This window comes from Polaromonas sp. P1_E11 (assembly GCF_056405995.1).
In genome coordinates, this window is record NZ_JBFUBA010000003.1 from 318,045 (window position 1) to 330,998 (window position 12,954).

The 12,954-nt window shown below is 62.9% G+C and carries 15 protein-coding genes; 3 read left to right on the forward strand and 12 right to left on the reverse strand.

Annotated features, from left to right (window positions below; all coding sequences use genetic code 11):
* Positions 1–96: 96 nt before the first annotated feature.
* Together AC1D11_RS15325 and AC1D11_RS15330 are read right to left on the reverse strand one after the other, a co-directional pair.
* Positions 97–549 carry a DUF2721 domain-containing protein gene (locus AC1D11_RS15325; protein ID WP_477649723.1) on the reverse strand — a complete coding sequence of 151 codons (453 nt, stop codon included), beginning with the start codon at positions 547–549 and terminating at the stop codon, positions 97–99.
* 92 nt (positions 550–641) lie between these two features.
* Positions 642–1,397 carry a DNA-formamidopyrimidine glycosylase family protein gene (locus AC1D11_RS15330; protein WP_477649722.1) on the reverse strand — a complete coding sequence of 252 codons (756 nt, stop codon included), beginning with the start codon at positions 1,395–1,397 and terminating at the stop codon, positions 642–644.
* 281 nt (positions 1,398–1,678) lie between these two features.
* Here AC1D11_RS15330 and AC1D11_RS15335 point away from each other — a divergent pair, with 281 nt between their 5' ends.
* Positions 1,679–2,467, forward strand: a complete 789-nt coding sequence (locus AC1D11_RS15335) for a glutathione peroxidase (RefSeq protein WP_477649721.1) — start codon at positions 1,679–1,681, stop codon at positions 2,465–2,467.
* Positions 2,468–2,470: 3 nt separating this feature from the next.
* Here AC1D11_RS15335 and AC1D11_RS15340 read toward each other — a convergent pair whose 3' ends face one another.
* The 5 genes from AC1D11_RS15340 to AC1D11_RS15360 all read right to left on the reverse strand — a co-directional run bounded on the left by AC1D11_RS15340 (position 2,471) and on the right by AC1D11_RS15360 (position 7,930).
* Positions 2,471–3,379 (reverse strand): hypothetical protein, encoded by a 909-nt coding sequence (locus AC1D11_RS15340; RefSeq protein ID WP_477651158.1) that lies wholly within the window; start codon positions 3,377–3,379, stop codon positions 2,471–2,473.
* A gap of 363 nt (positions 3,380–3,742) precedes the next feature.
* Positions 3,743–5,089, reverse strand: coding sequence for a type II toxin-antitoxin system HipA family toxin (locus AC1D11_RS15345; protein WP_477649719.1), 1,347 nt, complete (start codon positions 5,087–5,089; stop codon positions 3,743–3,745).
* 3 nt (positions 5,090–5,092) lie between these two features.
* On the reverse strand, positions 5,093–5,419 hold the full coding sequence (locus AC1D11_RS15350; RefSeq protein ID WP_477649718.1) for a helix-turn-helix domain-containing protein: 327 nt from the start codon (positions 5,417–5,419) through the stop codon (positions 5,093–5,095).
* A 168-nt stretch (positions 5,420–5,587) separates the two neighbouring features.
* On the reverse strand, positions 5,588–6,562 hold the full coding sequence (locus AC1D11_RS15355) for a tripartite tricarboxylate transporter substrate-binding protein (RefSeq protein WP_477649717.1): 975 nt from the start codon (positions 6,560–6,562) through the stop codon (positions 5,588–5,590).
* An 18-nt stretch (positions 6,563–6,580) separates the two neighbouring features.
* Positions 6,581–7,930 (reverse strand): class-II fumarase/aspartase family protein, encoded by a 1,350-nt coding sequence (locus tag AC1D11_RS15360; protein WP_477649716.1) that lies wholly within the window; start codon positions 7,928–7,930, stop codon positions 6,581–6,583.
* Between the two features lie 120 nt (positions 7,931–8,050).
* On the opposite strand from AC1D11_RS15360, the gene AC1D11_RS15365 reads away from it, so the two are divergent.
* Positions 8,051–8,911, forward strand: coding sequence for a LysR substrate-binding domain-containing protein (locus tag AC1D11_RS15365; RefSeq protein WP_477649715.1), 861 nt, complete (start codon positions 8,051–8,053; stop codon positions 8,909–8,911).
* Positions 8,912–8,940: 29 nt separating this feature from the next.
* Here AC1D11_RS15365 and AC1D11_RS15370 read toward each other — a convergent pair whose 3' ends face one another.
* From AC1D11_RS15370 to AC1D11_RS15380, 3 genes are all read right to left on the reverse strand, one after another.
* Positions 8,941–10,197, reverse strand: a complete 1,257-nt coding sequence (locus AC1D11_RS15370) for an Hsp70 family protein (protein ID WP_477649714.1) — start codon at positions 10,195–10,197, stop codon at positions 8,941–8,943.
* The gene (locus AC1D11_RS15375) at positions 10,194–10,718 is read right to left on the reverse strand and encodes a hypothetical protein (protein WP_477649713.1); all 525 of its coding nucleotides are present in this window, start codon (positions 10,716–10,718) and stop codon (positions 10,194–10,196) included. Before AC1D11_RS15375 ends, AC1D11_RS15370 begins: the two co-directional genes overlap by 4 nt.
* Positions 10,719–10,830: 112 nt before the next feature.
* A complete protein-coding gene (locus tag AC1D11_RS15380; protein WP_477649712.1) occupies positions 10,831–11,298 on the reverse strand; it encodes a nuclear transport factor 2 family protein in 468 nt (155 codons plus the stop codon).
* A gap of 118 nt (positions 11,299–11,416) precedes the next feature.
* On the opposite strand from AC1D11_RS15380, the gene AC1D11_RS15385 reads away from it, so the two are divergent.
* The gene (locus AC1D11_RS15385; protein ID WP_477649711.1) at positions 11,417–11,995 is read left to right on the forward strand and encodes a TetR/AcrR family transcriptional regulator; all 579 of its coding nucleotides are present in this window, start codon (positions 11,417–11,419) and stop codon (positions 11,993–11,995) included.
* Here the strand turns inward: AC1D11_RS15385 and AC1D11_RS15390 are convergent.
* The gene (locus AC1D11_RS15390) at positions 11,992–12,450 is read right to left on the reverse strand and encodes a MerR family transcriptional regulator (protein WP_477649710.1); all 459 of its coding nucleotides are present in this window, start codon (positions 12,448–12,450) and stop codon (positions 11,992–11,994) included. The genes AC1D11_RS15385 and AC1D11_RS15390 overlap by 4 nt on opposite strands.
* Before the next feature lie 18 nt (positions 12,451–12,468).
* Positions 12,469–12,903 (reverse strand): nuclear transport factor 2 family protein, encoded by a 435-nt coding sequence (locus AC1D11_RS15395; RefSeq protein WP_477649709.1) that lies wholly within the window; start codon positions 12,901–12,903, stop codon positions 12,469–12,471.
* Between the last annotated feature and the right edge of the window lie 51 nt (positions 12,904–12,954).

Consider the following 12,954-nt stretch of genomic DNA (forward strand, 5'->3'; position numbering starts at 1 on the left):
AAATGATAGCTATATTTTTTATAGCTGCCCGCGCCCGTTCCAATTGGCCTGCAGGCACTTAAGACCTGCAAAACAATCAAACCTCAAACCATCGCGCTACTTTTTCGGTTCGGCAAACTTGAGCAGGCGTGTGGCCAGCAGCGTTTCAGCCAGGAAACAGACCAGCGCGAAAAGAAAGCACACCACGCCCGACAAAAAACAGACAGTGGCAATGCGCAGGGTCGGCAACTCACTCGTCTCACCCAAAAACAGCAGGATGATGGTGGTGCCGATCAGCATGGCGCAAAAGGTCAGAAAGGCGATGCAGATGTTGACCAGCCAGCCGCGCTGGCGCAACTCGCGCAGTTCGGCATACATGCGGTGCGCACGGGCCTCTTCCACGCCGCCGGTCTCCAGCCGGTTCTCCAGGAAACGCGCGCGGTCAATGATGCGGGCCAGCCGCCCGGCGACGGCGGCGATCATGCCTGAAACAGCGGTCAGCAAAAACACTGGCGCCACCGCCAGCTGGATGCCATGGGTGACGGTCGCAAGGTCGGGGGCGAAATTCATGCGGAGCGTCTCCAGCTGCAGGTTGAGATGGGCCGCATTTTCTCATGCCATGCCCATGCCTTCGCCAGAAAAGGGCCCCAGACACCGCGCCGCTAGCGCAGCTTGAACAGTTCGCCGTAGCGCAACTGGCAGTTTTCGCAGAAGAAACTGCGGCGATTGGTTTTACCGAGGTGAGCCTTGACGAAAGGAATGGCGCAGCGCGGGCAGGTCTTTTTGGTGTGGGCCAGCCAGTGCTGCTTGAGCACGAATGCCCTCTTCCACGCCAGAAAGTCAAAGCTGTACTGCCGCGCCTGCTCAACCAGTGCCCGCAGTTTGGGCGCGGGCAAGGCGCCCACGGTCGACAGCGGGTGCACGCGGATGCGGAATAGCACCTCGTTCTTGATGATGTTGCCGACACCGGCAAAAACCGTCTGGTCCAGCAATGCATCACAGACGAGGTTGTCCGGCATGGCCCGCAGCTTCTTGCGGGCTGCTGCCGGGTCCCAGGCGTCAGACAGCACGTCGGCGCTCCAGTCGTAGGAGGCGTCCAGCGGTCCTTCCACAAAACGTACCGAGCAGGTGTAGAAGTTCAACTCTTCCCCGCCGGCAAACCCCAGGCTGAGCCGCGGGACAGCGCCGTCCTTGCCTTCATTGATCCGGTAGGTGCCAAACATCAGCAAATGGATGCGCACGGAAAAACCCTTGAACTCGAGGAGAAAATGCTTGCCCCAGCTGCGTACCGCCACGATACGCTGGCCTGTCAGGCGCCCCATGTCGATGTTGCTGTTGCCACTGGCACGCAGCACTACCCGGCCGGCAAATGCGGTGGCCTCCTCCCTGAGGATCTGGATGGACGGCCCTTCGGGCATTCAAAGCTCCCTTTGCCGCCTGGACACGGCAGACTGTGGTGGGATTCTGGCGTGCGGCGCACGGCGCCCGATGTGGGCCGGGACCGGCTGGGCCTGACGGCGCGGGCGCGGCCCGCAGGTGGGATTGCCCTACAGCAATGTCGTCGCTGTCCGACAGCTCGCGGCGTGCGGTCGTCCCCACAATGAACTCCAAGGCAGTGCCGCGTTGCCTTCCGCGTTGCCTTTTTTCCTGCGACCGCCATCGCGGCACTGCACCGAATTATTTCCACAAAGGATTACCCATGCTCCCCAATAACGAGGGACAGCGCGTCCCGGACGTCACCTTCAAAACTCGCCGGAACGACCAGTGGGTTGACGTGAAAAGCACCGACCTGTTTGCCGGAAAAACCGTCGTGGCTTTTTCCCTGCCCGGTGCCTACACGCCCACCTGCTCTTCCACCCACTTGCCGCGCTTTAATGCGCTGGCCAACACCTTCAAGGCCAACGGCATTGACGACGTGGTCTGCTTCTCGGTCAACGACGCCTTTGTGATGAACGAATGGGGCAAGGCGCAGGAGGCCGGCAACATCACCCTGATCCCGGACGGCAATGGCGACTTCTCCCGGGGTATGGGCATGCTGGTCGACAAGAGCGATCTCGGCTTCGGCAAGCGCTCCTGGCGTTATTCCATGCTGGTGCGGGACGGCGTGGTCGAGAAGATGTTCATTGAGCCTGAAAAGGACGGCGACCCCTTTGAGGTGTCGGACGCCGACACCATGCTCAGGTACGTCGCCCCGAACGCGGTGGCGCCCGAGCCCGTCACCCTCTTCAGCAAGCCGGGCTGCCCGTTTTGCGCGAAAGCCCGGGCCATGCTGGACGAAGCAGGCCTTAGCTATGAGGAGATCACCCTGGGCCAGGGCATCACCACCAGCACACTGCAAGCGGTGGCAGGTGCCGGCACTGCACCCCAGGTGTTTGTGGGCGGCAGAAAAATCGGCGGGTCGGAGGACCTGCAAGCCTGGTTGGAGCAATCGCATTCAAAACCAGGCACTGACGCGGGCACGGCATTGCCGCGCCAGTTTCTCAGCTAGGTCCTACTTGCCCAGTCCGATCGCCGCGCGCATCTTCTCCAACTGGTCCGCTGTTGGCACCACAAAGGAGAATTGCGGACCCAGGTCCAGCGCGACGGAGAGCGGCTTGGATGGTGCTGTCAGGCCCTGGAAGGCGGCAACGGCCTTCTTGACGACGGCATCCGGCACGCTGGCGTGCAGATACAGGCCAAAGCCGACGCTGGTGGCCTTGGTCGGAACCACCACGAGGCGTGCCTGGTGCACCTTTTCGGAGCGCCCGGCAAGTCCCTTGAGGCTGATGCCCAGTGCGGCGGACTCGCGGGTGACGACGCCTGCCCAGGACTGCTCCTCCCATGCGTAGGTGGCCTTGGCAATCAAGCCCTGCTGGCCGACGGTGGCTTGCGGCGCGACATCCTCCACGTTGCCGCACAGGCCCTCGGCTTTCGCGATGGCAGCCTCCACGCCGGCCGCCGTGCCAAAGCATTTGGAACGCTGGAGCTGGTCCAGCACGGCTTTCTGCTCTGCCGGTGGCAGGGTTTTCAGCGCCACGGCGCCCGCGTCGGTCGCGGCCTTGCCGGCAGCGGTGATGGCCAGCACCGCGGGCTGGACCACTTCATTGTTGAACACCACGAGCTTGTAACCGCTCATCAGGCCAATGACCTGATTGGTGTAGACCCAGCAATAAGGTGTCCGCCCCGATGCGGTGATGTCGTCCACTTTCTTGATGGCATACAAGGGCGTCTGCGGCAAGCCGGCACGGCCGATGAAGGCATGCATTTCCTGTTCGGCCACGGCACTTTGATAGGCTGCTTCACCACGGAAGAGTTGGGGGTTCATGTAAGCCCCTCCGTCGCAGCTTTGTGCCCGGACGGCCGGTGCCAGGCATGCGGCGGCCAGTGCCAGCGAAAGGGAAATACGGGACAGATAGCGCATGTTTGGCTCCAAAGTAGTGGCATTTGACATCGCGGCAGCTTGGCTGCGGTCACCCGACTTGGTAACTAAACATGACGCGCATATATCGGGCCATCATACGGACGACCCTGCGGGAAAGGCCAGGATGTTTACCCAGGGTTCATCCGAATATTAGGCGGTAGGCGGTGTCATCAGCTTAGCAAGCTGGTACCCGGCCCTCGCTTTCAGCCGTAAGGCAGCTATAAAATCGGTAGCATTTCGGGCCCGATGGTATTGAATTACCAGCCCTTCCCGCAAAAAATACGGGCATTGTGGTTAACCGTATCTGTCCTGCGACCGGCTTTCAATAAGCCGCGAGCCGACGGATCCGGCCGGGAACATCCTCTAAAAGGCTTGCCCCCTGCGCCTGGCGCCCGCCGCGCGCCGGGCGCGCCAGCTGACCACCGCTTCGCAGGCGTCAAAGTGCTTGAGCAGGTTCTGCTTTTGCCGTTCAAGCAACGAACTGGCGGCAATCATCTGCGGCCATGACTCACACGCTTTTCCCACTGCTTCATTGAGCACGCCGCGCACGCGTGTTTCAAACATGCCCGTGGCGTTGCAAAAGCTGCGCAGCGTTTTGGCGGTCAGCCTGGCCTGCTTTTCACCACCGGGCGCAAAGCGCAGCGCGTGGCCCCTGCCGCCCAGGTACGCCGCGTACGCCACCACGTCGTAGGCCGGAGACAGCTCGGGCGTGCGGCCGTCACGGTAGACCACACCAAAGTTTTTGACATGGGCGTCATAGTTGCCGAGCATTTCATTGACCATCACGCGGCGGATCAATTCTTCTGCAGCGCCCTCTCCCAGGGGCGCCTCCAGGCTCATGCCTTCACGCAAAGTCCGGGCCATGGCGGCGTAGGTTGCAGCGGGATGCGTGTATTTTTCTTCTGGCTGGATGCGCAGGATCTGCGCAAAGTCTTCGCAATGAATGTGGCCCTCAGGCCCGCGGTCAAAGCGCTTGACGGCGAGGAAATGCCGGCTTTCGCCAAGCACAAAGGGTTGCTCGGCGACGATCTCGTCCATGGGCGCCAGCCAGGTCTCACAGACGTTCACCCCCGCTGCCCGCGCCAGCCGCAGGGAAAGCTCTTCCACTTCGGGCAACAGGGCAAATTCTGCTGTGGGCAGCTTGGCGATGATGTGGGTGCCTTGCGCATCGCGGGTGCGCGCCACGTAGCGGCCTGGCTGCTGCACCAGCGCCAGCTTGGGCTGCACGCCCGACAGCGATGTCGCGTCGGGCAAGGGGTCGGCCGTGACGGACATTTCGAGCGCATCGTTGTGCTGCGTCACCACGCCTGCCAGCGCGTCGGCATCCAGGTGCGCGGGATAGGCATACACATTGCCCGGCAGGTCTGTGCCACAGGCGGCCAGCATGTCGAAATGGTCGTTCGGCCCGCAACCGCGCAACTGCTCCAGGTGGCGGCGCAGCGGCCCTTCGGGCAGCAGGTTCTGGAAGAAGGCCGGCAGGCGCCCGCCTTCGGCATTGAAGAATGGCGTGTTCACATAACTGCGCCAGAAAATCTCCCGGCGCTGCGGATCGTCGTCGGTGGCGGCCCAGGAGAACACCGGCGAATCCGGGTTGGACCAAAAACCCTCGTCTGGAATGAAACGTGTGAGCGCGCTACTGCCCGTGCCGTACTGGAACAGCAGGCCGGCACGCAAGGTGCCGATATAAATATCGAGCGCCAGAACGTTCATGGATCAGGGCCTGACGTTCTTGGTGTTTGCCGCAGCGAGCTGGGAAGTTTCGGCCACGATGCGGTCCACCCGCGACAAGGCCGGCGCCGGCCCTTCGGCGGCTTGCGCCTGCAGCCCTGCAGCCACCACCTTGGGCAACAGCAACACCTCCAGCCCGAGCTGGTCGGCAATGGCCATCAGCGTGGTCACGCGTGGCGCCGTCTTGCCCTGCAAAACGCTGCGCACCGACAAAGGCGTCAGCCCCGTGCTTTCGGCAACGGCCTGGTAATCCAGCCCCAGGCGCTGGCGCTGGCCTTCCAGGCTGGCAGCAACTTCAGACAATGTCTTCATAGATAGAGAAATATCGTTTCTTGTTAAAACGATAGTATTTTATCTAGTCAAGCAATAAATATCAATACTAAACTAGCTTTTCATACAAAAACAATAGTTAACTATCCATTACCGAGAGGCTGGCTTAATCCCGGCGGCGACGCCGCATGCATGGGACAGCACGCACAGCTAGTCGGCATAAACACCGGCCGCCTTGATGATGGGCCCCCACCGGGCAATTTCGTTGCCCAGAAAGCTGCGGTGCCCGGCCAGCGTGGCACGGTCATCCTCCACGACCTGTATGCCTGAGGCAATTTGCGCCTGCCTGAAGGCAGGTGTTTTCATGGCCACCCGCAGCACATCATTGAGCCGCTGCTGGATGTGCGGCGGCGTGTCCTTGGGCGCGTAAAGGGCAAACCAGATGCTCAGCTCGACACCCGAAATGCCGAACCGCGCCATGGTCGGAACTGCAGCGAGCGACGTGCCGGTCAGGGGTTTGGCGGAGGTCACGGCAATTGCCTTGAGCTTGCCGGCCTGGATGTGGCCGACCGTCGTAGGGGTGGGGTCACAGATCATGTCCACATGCCCGCCAAGCAGGTCTGCCACTGCAGGCGCGCTGCCGCGGTAGGGCACAGTCGTAATGCTGACTTTCAATGAAGACTGGAGCAGCAAGCCGCACAGGTGCGATGACGAGCCAATACCGGCGTGCGCGAGCCTCACCTGCGGCTGCCGGGCCATCCAGCGGATGAGGCTCACCAAGGAGTCCGCAGGCACCTGCGGCCGCGCAACCAGCACCAGCGGCGTATCGACCACCACCCCCAGCGGCGCGAAATCCACATCCGGCTTGAAGCCCAGGTTCCGGTACAGCGCCGGCGAAGTCGCCATGCCGATGTGCCCCATCAGCAGCGTGTGGCCATCGGCTGGAGCCCGCATGGCGATGACCGTGCCGAGGTTGCCGCCGGCGCCGGACAGATTCTGGACAACGACCGGCTGGCGCAGCTGGGCCTGCATGGGCACAGCAAGCTCCCTGGCCAGTTTGTCCATGGGCCCCCCGGCAGCAAAGGGCACGATGAGGGTGACCGGTTTGGTGGGATAGGCATCCTGAGCGCACACAGACGCAGCGCAGAAGGTGAACATGAAGGCAATGCAGATGGCTCTGGTCATAAATCCCCCTCGGGTTGGTTAAACGGATGCGGATTGCGTTGCCGGGCCTTCGGCGGCTGGCGGCGGCCTGCGCGATGCGTCCACCTCGCGCGCACCAAAAGACAGGTGTTCGTTCACGTCGAGCAGCGCATTCACTGCGGCTTCGTCCAGCCCGCACTGCAAGCCCACCAGGGCAGCCGCTATCGATACGCCCTCCACCCTGGACTTCTGGCAGGCTCGGGTAACCAGTTCATGCGCGCGGTTCAGGCCGATGCGCCTGGCCAGCGCCATCTGCACGGTCTCGGTGACGATCGCCCCGTCTGTGAGGGCAACGTTGCGCGCCATCCTGGCGGAGTCCACCACCAGCTCGTCCAGCATGGTCGTGGCCTGCGCCAGAAGGGCTCCCGTCAGGGAGAAGCACAGCGGCACTGCATGCAGCTCGATATACCAGGCGTCCAGCGATCTTTCGTTCTCCACCTGCGCCGCGTCCAGCATCATCGGGGCCGTGTGGAACAGCATTCTCGAAAGAGCGACGACGGACGACGCCGCGACCGGATTGTTTTTCTGCGGCATGGTGCTGCTGGCGCCCCTGCCGGCGGCAAAAGCCACTTCACCGACTTCCGTGCTGGAAAGCATCAGCAGGTCCCGGCCGATCTTTCCGAGCGTCGCAGCGATCTGCGACAAAAGAAGCACCGCCTCGGCCGGGCCGTCACGCATGCAATGCCACGCAATATCCGGTTCGTTCAAGCCCAGCTTTTGCATCAGGCGCCGGCGTATTTCATGCCCCGCGCCGGAGAAGGAAGCCAGCGTGCCCACGGCGCCACCCAGCTGCCCGGTCGCCACGCGCGGCACAGCCTGTGCAAGCCGGTCCATCTGCCGCAGCACGCCCGAATTCCAGACCACAGCCTTGAAGCCGAACGTGACGGGCAACGCATGCTGCTGGTTGGTCCGTCCGGCCTGGATGGTGCGCTGGTGGGCCGTGGCCAATGCGCCCAGCGCCCCCGAAAACTGCGCCAGCGAATCGCCGATCAGCGCGAACGCTTCCTGCATCTGAAGCGCCAGTGCGCAATCCATCACGTCCTGGGTCGTTGCGCCATAGTGGACATACTGGCCCAGGTCACAGCGGCACAGCTTGACCACCTGGTTCACCAGCCCCACCATGGGCAGGCCGACCAGGCGCGTCTTCTGCTTGAGTTGCGCAAAATCGATGTTTTCGACGTGGGCAACGCGACAGATTTCATCAGCCGCATCCTGAGGAATCACACCCAGTTCAGCCTGCACAGCGGCAAGTTCACGCTCAAAGCGAAGGCAGCGGTCGACAAAATTCCGCTCCGAAAAAATGCCCGCGATGGCCCCGCCGTCATGCAAATCACTGAAGAGCTGGTTCATTCGTCATGCCCTTTGCGTTGCCACAGATGTTGCTAGGTGAAACAAACTGTATCCAATATGATGTCTCTGTAAAAACGATTTGTTGTGATCCCTCCGTTCTCTTTTAGCGATGGGTTGACCATGAATGTTCTGGGCCTGAAAACGTTTGCCGCCGTCGCCAGCCAGGGCGGCATTACCTCTGCCGCGCAAACGCTGCACACCGTGCAATCCAATATCACCCAGCGCATCCGGATGCTGGAATCGGAGCTGGGCCTGGCGCTTTTCAAGCGCCACAGCCGCGGCATGGAACTGACGCGGGCAGGCCAGCGGCTGCTGCCCTATGCCAACCGCATCGTGGCGCTGATGGATGAAGCGCAGGCCGCGGCCAAAGGAGAGGAAGAAGCTCCCGCCGTCCTGACAATCGGCTCGATGGAGACCACCGCTGCGGTCCGGCTGCCCTCACTGCTCGCCGCATACCGCCGCGTGCTTCCGCAGGTGGCCATCTCGCTGGAAACCGGTCCGACCGCGGCACTGATCGAGGCCGTGCTCACGCGGCGCCTGGACGGCGCGTTCATCGCCGGCCCGCTCAACAACCATGCGCTGGTCAGCCTGGTCGCGTTCGAAGAAGAACTGGTGCTCGTCTCGTCTGCCGGCTGGGTGCGCCCCAGTGAGCTCGGCAGGCGCCTGGAAAACGGCGCGGCGGCGATCATGTTCAAGACCGGCTGCTCTTATCGCCAGCGGTTCGAACAGCTTCTGAGCGAGCGCGGCTGGCCCAGGTACACCCGGCTTGAAATGGGCACACTGGAAGGCATCCTGGGCTGTGTTGCCGCGGAGGTCGGCATCTCGCTGCTTCCGCGGTCCGTTGTCGAAAACGCGGCCAACAGGTCCGCCTTACGGTGCCATCCATCGACGGGCAAAAAATACGCCGTCAAAACACTTTTTATCCGCCGGCGCGACGAGCATCCCGGCGAAGCCTTGCAGCAATTCATGAACCTGCTGTGAGCCAAGCGCACGGCATCAGAACACAGCCCCTAACCAAATTTGCGCGCTGCATCCAGTGCCAGCCCGGCGCCGATGCTGCCGAAACGGTCGCCTTCCACACTGCGTGCCTGCGGCAGCAATGCTGAAATTTGCTCACGCAGCAAAGGCACCCCGCTGGAGCCACCGGTGAAGAACACGGTGTCAATGTCGTCGGCGTTGACAATCGCGTCCTTGACCAGCCCCATCACGGTACGCGCCACGGTGCCGACCAGTTCATTGATGGCCGCGTCGAAATCGGGCCGGTGCAGGGTGAGCGTCTCGCCGGGCGCAATGCGCCCCAGGTCCATAACGGTTTCGGGCGCATCGGACAGCGCGATCTTGGCCGCTTCCACTTGCATGGCCAGCCAGTGCCCTGCCCGTTCGCGCACCAGGTTTTGCAGGCGGTCCAGTTTGTCTTTCTCGATTGCGCCGCGCCGGATATCGCTGATCTGCGTCCACGACTTCTTGCTGTAGACCTGGTTGATGGTGTGCCAGGTCGCCAGGTTGAAGTACTGGGCCGACGGCACCTGCAAGCCGCTGTGAAGCAGGCTGCCCAGGCCCAGCGTGGGCATCACACTCGCAAGGCTCAGGTATTTGTCAAAGTCGGTGCCGCCTATGTGCACACCGCCACTGGCCAGGATGTCGTCACGCCGGTCAGCCTTGCGGGCCCGCTCGGGCGACAGGCGCACCAGCGCGAAGTCCGAGGTACCACCGCCGATGTCAACCACCAGCACCAGCTCTTCACGCCTGATCTGCGACTCGTAGTCGAACGCCGCCGCAATCGGCTCGTACTGAAAGGCAATGTCTTTCAGGCCCACTGCATGGGCGATCTCGGCCAATGTGTTTTCGGCTTTCTTGTCTGCGGCAGCATCGTCGTCAACAAAAAACACCGGGCGACCCAGCACGGCCTGCGTGAAAGGCTGGTCGGCGGCTTTTTCAGCGCGGTGCTTGAGCTCACCGATGAACTGCGCCAGCAGCACACGAAACGGCAGTGCACGGCCGGCGACTTCGGTGTGGTCGTCGATCATCGACGTGCCGAGCAGGCTTTTGAGCGAACGCATCAGGCGGCCTTCATAGCCGGCAAGGTAGTCGGCCAGCGCCGCGCGGCCGTAGCTCACATGCTCGTCCTCGGCATGAAAGAACACCACCGAGGGCAGCGTGGGTTTGCCGCCTTCAAGCGCCAACAATGCGGGAAGCCCCGGCCGGTTCCAGCCCGCAGTGGAGTTGGAGGTGCCGAAGTCGATGCCGCAGGCGCGGGGCGCGCTCACCGCCCGGCCGGCCTGGCGAAGCCGTTGTCGGCCCACGCCACGGCGCTGGCACGGTTGAGCTTGAAGGAAGGCGCCACGCGCACCTGCGCCAGTTGCTCACCCGCCTCGTCGCTGGCACTGAGCAAACCGTGCGGGTTGTCTTCGTCAGGAACAATATCAAGCGAGACCGTGATGCGCCCGGCATTGGCCGTCACGGTAATGCTCTGGTGCAGCGTGGCATGCAGCTGCTGCTCATGCCTGCGCACAAATTCGGAAGCGGTTTTGACCAGCGTGCTGAAGGCCGGGCCGTCGAGCGGCTTGGGGTTCTTCTTGTCGCGCCCCATGGTCCAGGGGCCCACCAGTGCAGGCTCGGGCTCGCCGTCCTTGATCATCGCGACAGCCCAGCCGTCGTCGTCTTCATTCTTGATGACTTTGGCCGTCCAGCCGTCGCCGCACCAAAGGCGCGGCTCCTGGGTGTTGGGCGGGGTGTCGTGGAGAGATTCATCGGCCGGGCCGGCCGGCAGGGTGCGGGAGTCAGTCAAAACGCGGGTCACTCGGGTCGGGCACCCCGGCAGCGGGGCCAGGGGCAAATTCAGGTACACACACCGCCTTCAAATAACACGGTGCGCCTCGGACCCGGATTTTAACGCCCGCTCACAAACCAAATTCGCTCAAGCCCGGATGGTCGTCCGGCCGGCGCCCGAGCGGCCAATGGAACTTGCGATCGGCGGCCTTGATGGGCAGGTCGTTGATGCTGGCGTGGCGTACAGCCATCAGGCCGTTGTCGTCGAACTCCCAGTTCTCGTTGCCATAGGAGCGAAACCAGTTGCCGGCGTCGTCATGCCACTCATAGGCAAAACGCACGGCGATGCGGTTGCCGCCAAAGGCCCAGAGCTCCTTGATGAGGCGGTAGTCCAGCTCGCGTACCCATTTGCGCGTCAGCAGCCCCGCGATTTCCTCACGCCCCGTGACGAACTCGGCGCGGTTGCGCCATTTGCTTTGCGGTGTGTAGGCCATAGCCACGCGCTGAGGCTCACGCGTGTTCCAGCCGTCTTCGGCGGCGCGGACTTTCTGCACGGCGGTTTCAAAAGTAAAAGGGGGAAGCGGCGGCCGTGACTCCATGGGGATCTCCTGGGGTTGAAAAAAATTGAGAAAAACCAGATGTAGACAGATCTGTCTACTTTTGTGAAATTCTGGCACATGTAGACAGATCTGTCTATGTCGCGTCTACAATGTCGCCATGGACGTCTCCACCCTCCCCGCGCGCGCGCGAATCCTCGTCACGGCACACGAACTTTTCTACCGCGACGGCTTGCGCGCCACCGGTATCGACCGCATCATCGCCGAGTCTGGCGTGGCCAAGCTCACCTTCTACCGGCACTTTCCCAGCAAGGACGAGTTGATCCGCACGTTCCTGGACTACCGGCATGAACGCTGGATGGGCTGGTTTGTCGACGCGCTGGGCCGCCATGGTGCGCAACCCGGCGGTGGGCTGGCCCCGCTGGTGCAGGCCATGGCCGAGTGGTTTGCCGACCCGGCATTTCGCGGTTGCGCTTTCATCAACGCCGTGGCGGAAGTGGGCGGCACCCTGCCGGGCGTGGCAGACATTGCACACCGGCACAAGCAGGACATGCAGCAGGTCATTGCCGATTTGCTACCCGGTGGCGCGGGCCAGGCAGAGGCGGCGCGGGCAGCCGCGCTGGCAGTGGATGGCGCCATCGTGCGGGCGCAGATGGACGGCGCTGACACGGCGCTGGCAGGCCTGCGCCTGCTGCTGGGCGGGCTGGACAGCCCGGCCGGCAAAGCGGGCAGCCGCTAGGTTTTTGCAGGCCGGCGCGATTTTTCTTTGGGCCGCGACGCGAGCGCAGCGCCCGCACGCTCAACCACCTTCACGGCCGGGCGTTTGCCCGACGCCACCCACTCGCCGTAAAAGTCGATCTTGCTGTCCAGCAGCTTGAGCGCCAGCTGCCATTCGGCAATCATGTCCTTGACCTGCGCGCGGTGCGCGGCGAGCAGTGCCTGCCGCTGCCTGAGTGTGCTGCTGCCCTGCTTGACCAGCGCGGTGTACTCCCGCATTTCGGCAATCGACATGCCGGTGCGCCGAAGCCGGTCCATCAGGTCCAGCCAGCTGATGTGCAGGTCGCCATAGACGCGTCGGCCACCGGCGTCGCGCGTCACGCCGGGGATCAGGCCCTGCGCCTCGTACCAGCGTATGGTGTGCACGCTGCGCCCGGTGCGTGCGGCAAGCTGCCCGATCAGAAAACTTTCAGCCATGCCCGACTGTATAACGGCTCAGGCGGCAAGCACGGGTGCCTCCAGCGCAGAGCTCACCAGTGCGGTGTCGAAGTACTCCGTCAGTTCTTTCATCTGCCCGCCTTCCATGCGGCAAACATAGCAATAGCGGTTGTTGTAGGCCTTGCCGGCCCGGGTGGTGACTTTCCCCCGGAACTCGATGACAACCATGTCGCCGTCGGCCATCACACGCTCTGTGGTGCTGACATAAGGCGTGGCGAACTGGGCAAACAGCGGCCGCAGCAGTTCGGTGACGACCGCCTGCTTGCCGCGGTAAGTACGCGACCAGGGCGTGCTGCCCTCCAGGGTCCAGCAGAAATCATCTGCCATGGCGTCGACAAATGCCTGGCCGTTGCCTTTGTCCAGTTCGGCCATGACCTCCTGCATGCGCAGGCGGTTGGCGGCTGTGATGTCGGTGGTGGGTGCTGCACTCATGATGAAACTCCTTGAAGGCTTCTTCGCACGGAATGCGAAGTGGGTATGAAG

Bases quoted from the DNA above. Each gene is read 5' to 3' on its own strand.
- AC1D11_RS15325 (WP_477649723.1), bottom strand. From the start codon at position 549: ATGAATTTCGCCCCCGACCTTGCGACCGTCACCCATGGCATCCAGCTG.
- AC1D11_RS15330 (WP_477649722.1), bottom strand. From the start codon at position 1,397: ATGCCCGAAGGGCCGTCCATCCAGATCCTCAGGGAGGAGGCCACCGCA.
- AC1D11_RS15335 (WP_477649721.1), top strand. From the start codon at position 1,679: ATGCTCCCCAATAACGAGGGACAGCGCGTCCCGGACGTCACCTTCAAA.
- AC1D11_RS15340 (WP_477651158.1), bottom strand. From the start codon at position 3,379: ATGCGCTATCTGTCCCGTATTTCCCTTTCGCTGGCACTGGCCGCCGCA.
- AC1D11_RS15345 (WP_477649719.1), bottom strand. From the start codon at position 5,089: ATGAACGTTCTGGCGCTCGATATTTATATCGGCACCTTGCGTGCCGGC.
- AC1D11_RS15350 (WP_477649718.1), bottom strand. From the start codon at position 5,419: ATGAAGACATTGTCTGAAGTTGCTGCCAGCCTGGAAGGCCAGCGCCAG.
- AC1D11_RS15355 (WP_477649717.1), bottom strand. From the start codon at position 6,562: ATGACCAGAGCCATCTGCATTGCCTTCATGTTCACCTTCTGCGCTGCG.
- AC1D11_RS15360 (WP_477649716.1), bottom strand. From the start codon at position 7,930: ATGAACCAGCTCTTCAGTGATTTGCATGACGGCGGGGCCATCGCGGGC.
- AC1D11_RS15365 (WP_477649715.1), top strand. From the start codon at position 8,051: ATGAATGTTCTGGGCCTGAAAACGTTTGCCGCCGTCGCCAGCCAGGGC.
- AC1D11_RS15380 (WP_477649712.1), bottom strand. From the start codon at position 11,298: ATGGAGTCACGGCCGCCGCTTCCCCCTTTTACTTTTGAAACCGCCGTG.
- AC1D11_RS15385 (WP_477649711.1), top strand. From the start codon at position 11,417: ATGGACGTCTCCACCCTCCCCGCGCGCGCGCGAATCCTCGTCACGGCA.
- AC1D11_RS15390 (WP_477649710.1), bottom strand. From the start codon at position 12,450: ATGGCTGAAAGTTTTCTGATCGGGCAGCTTGCCGCACGCACCGGGCGC.
- AC1D11_RS15395 (WP_477649709.1), bottom strand. From the start codon at position 12,903: ATGAGTGCAGCACCCACCACCGACATCACAGCCGCCAACCGCCTGCGC.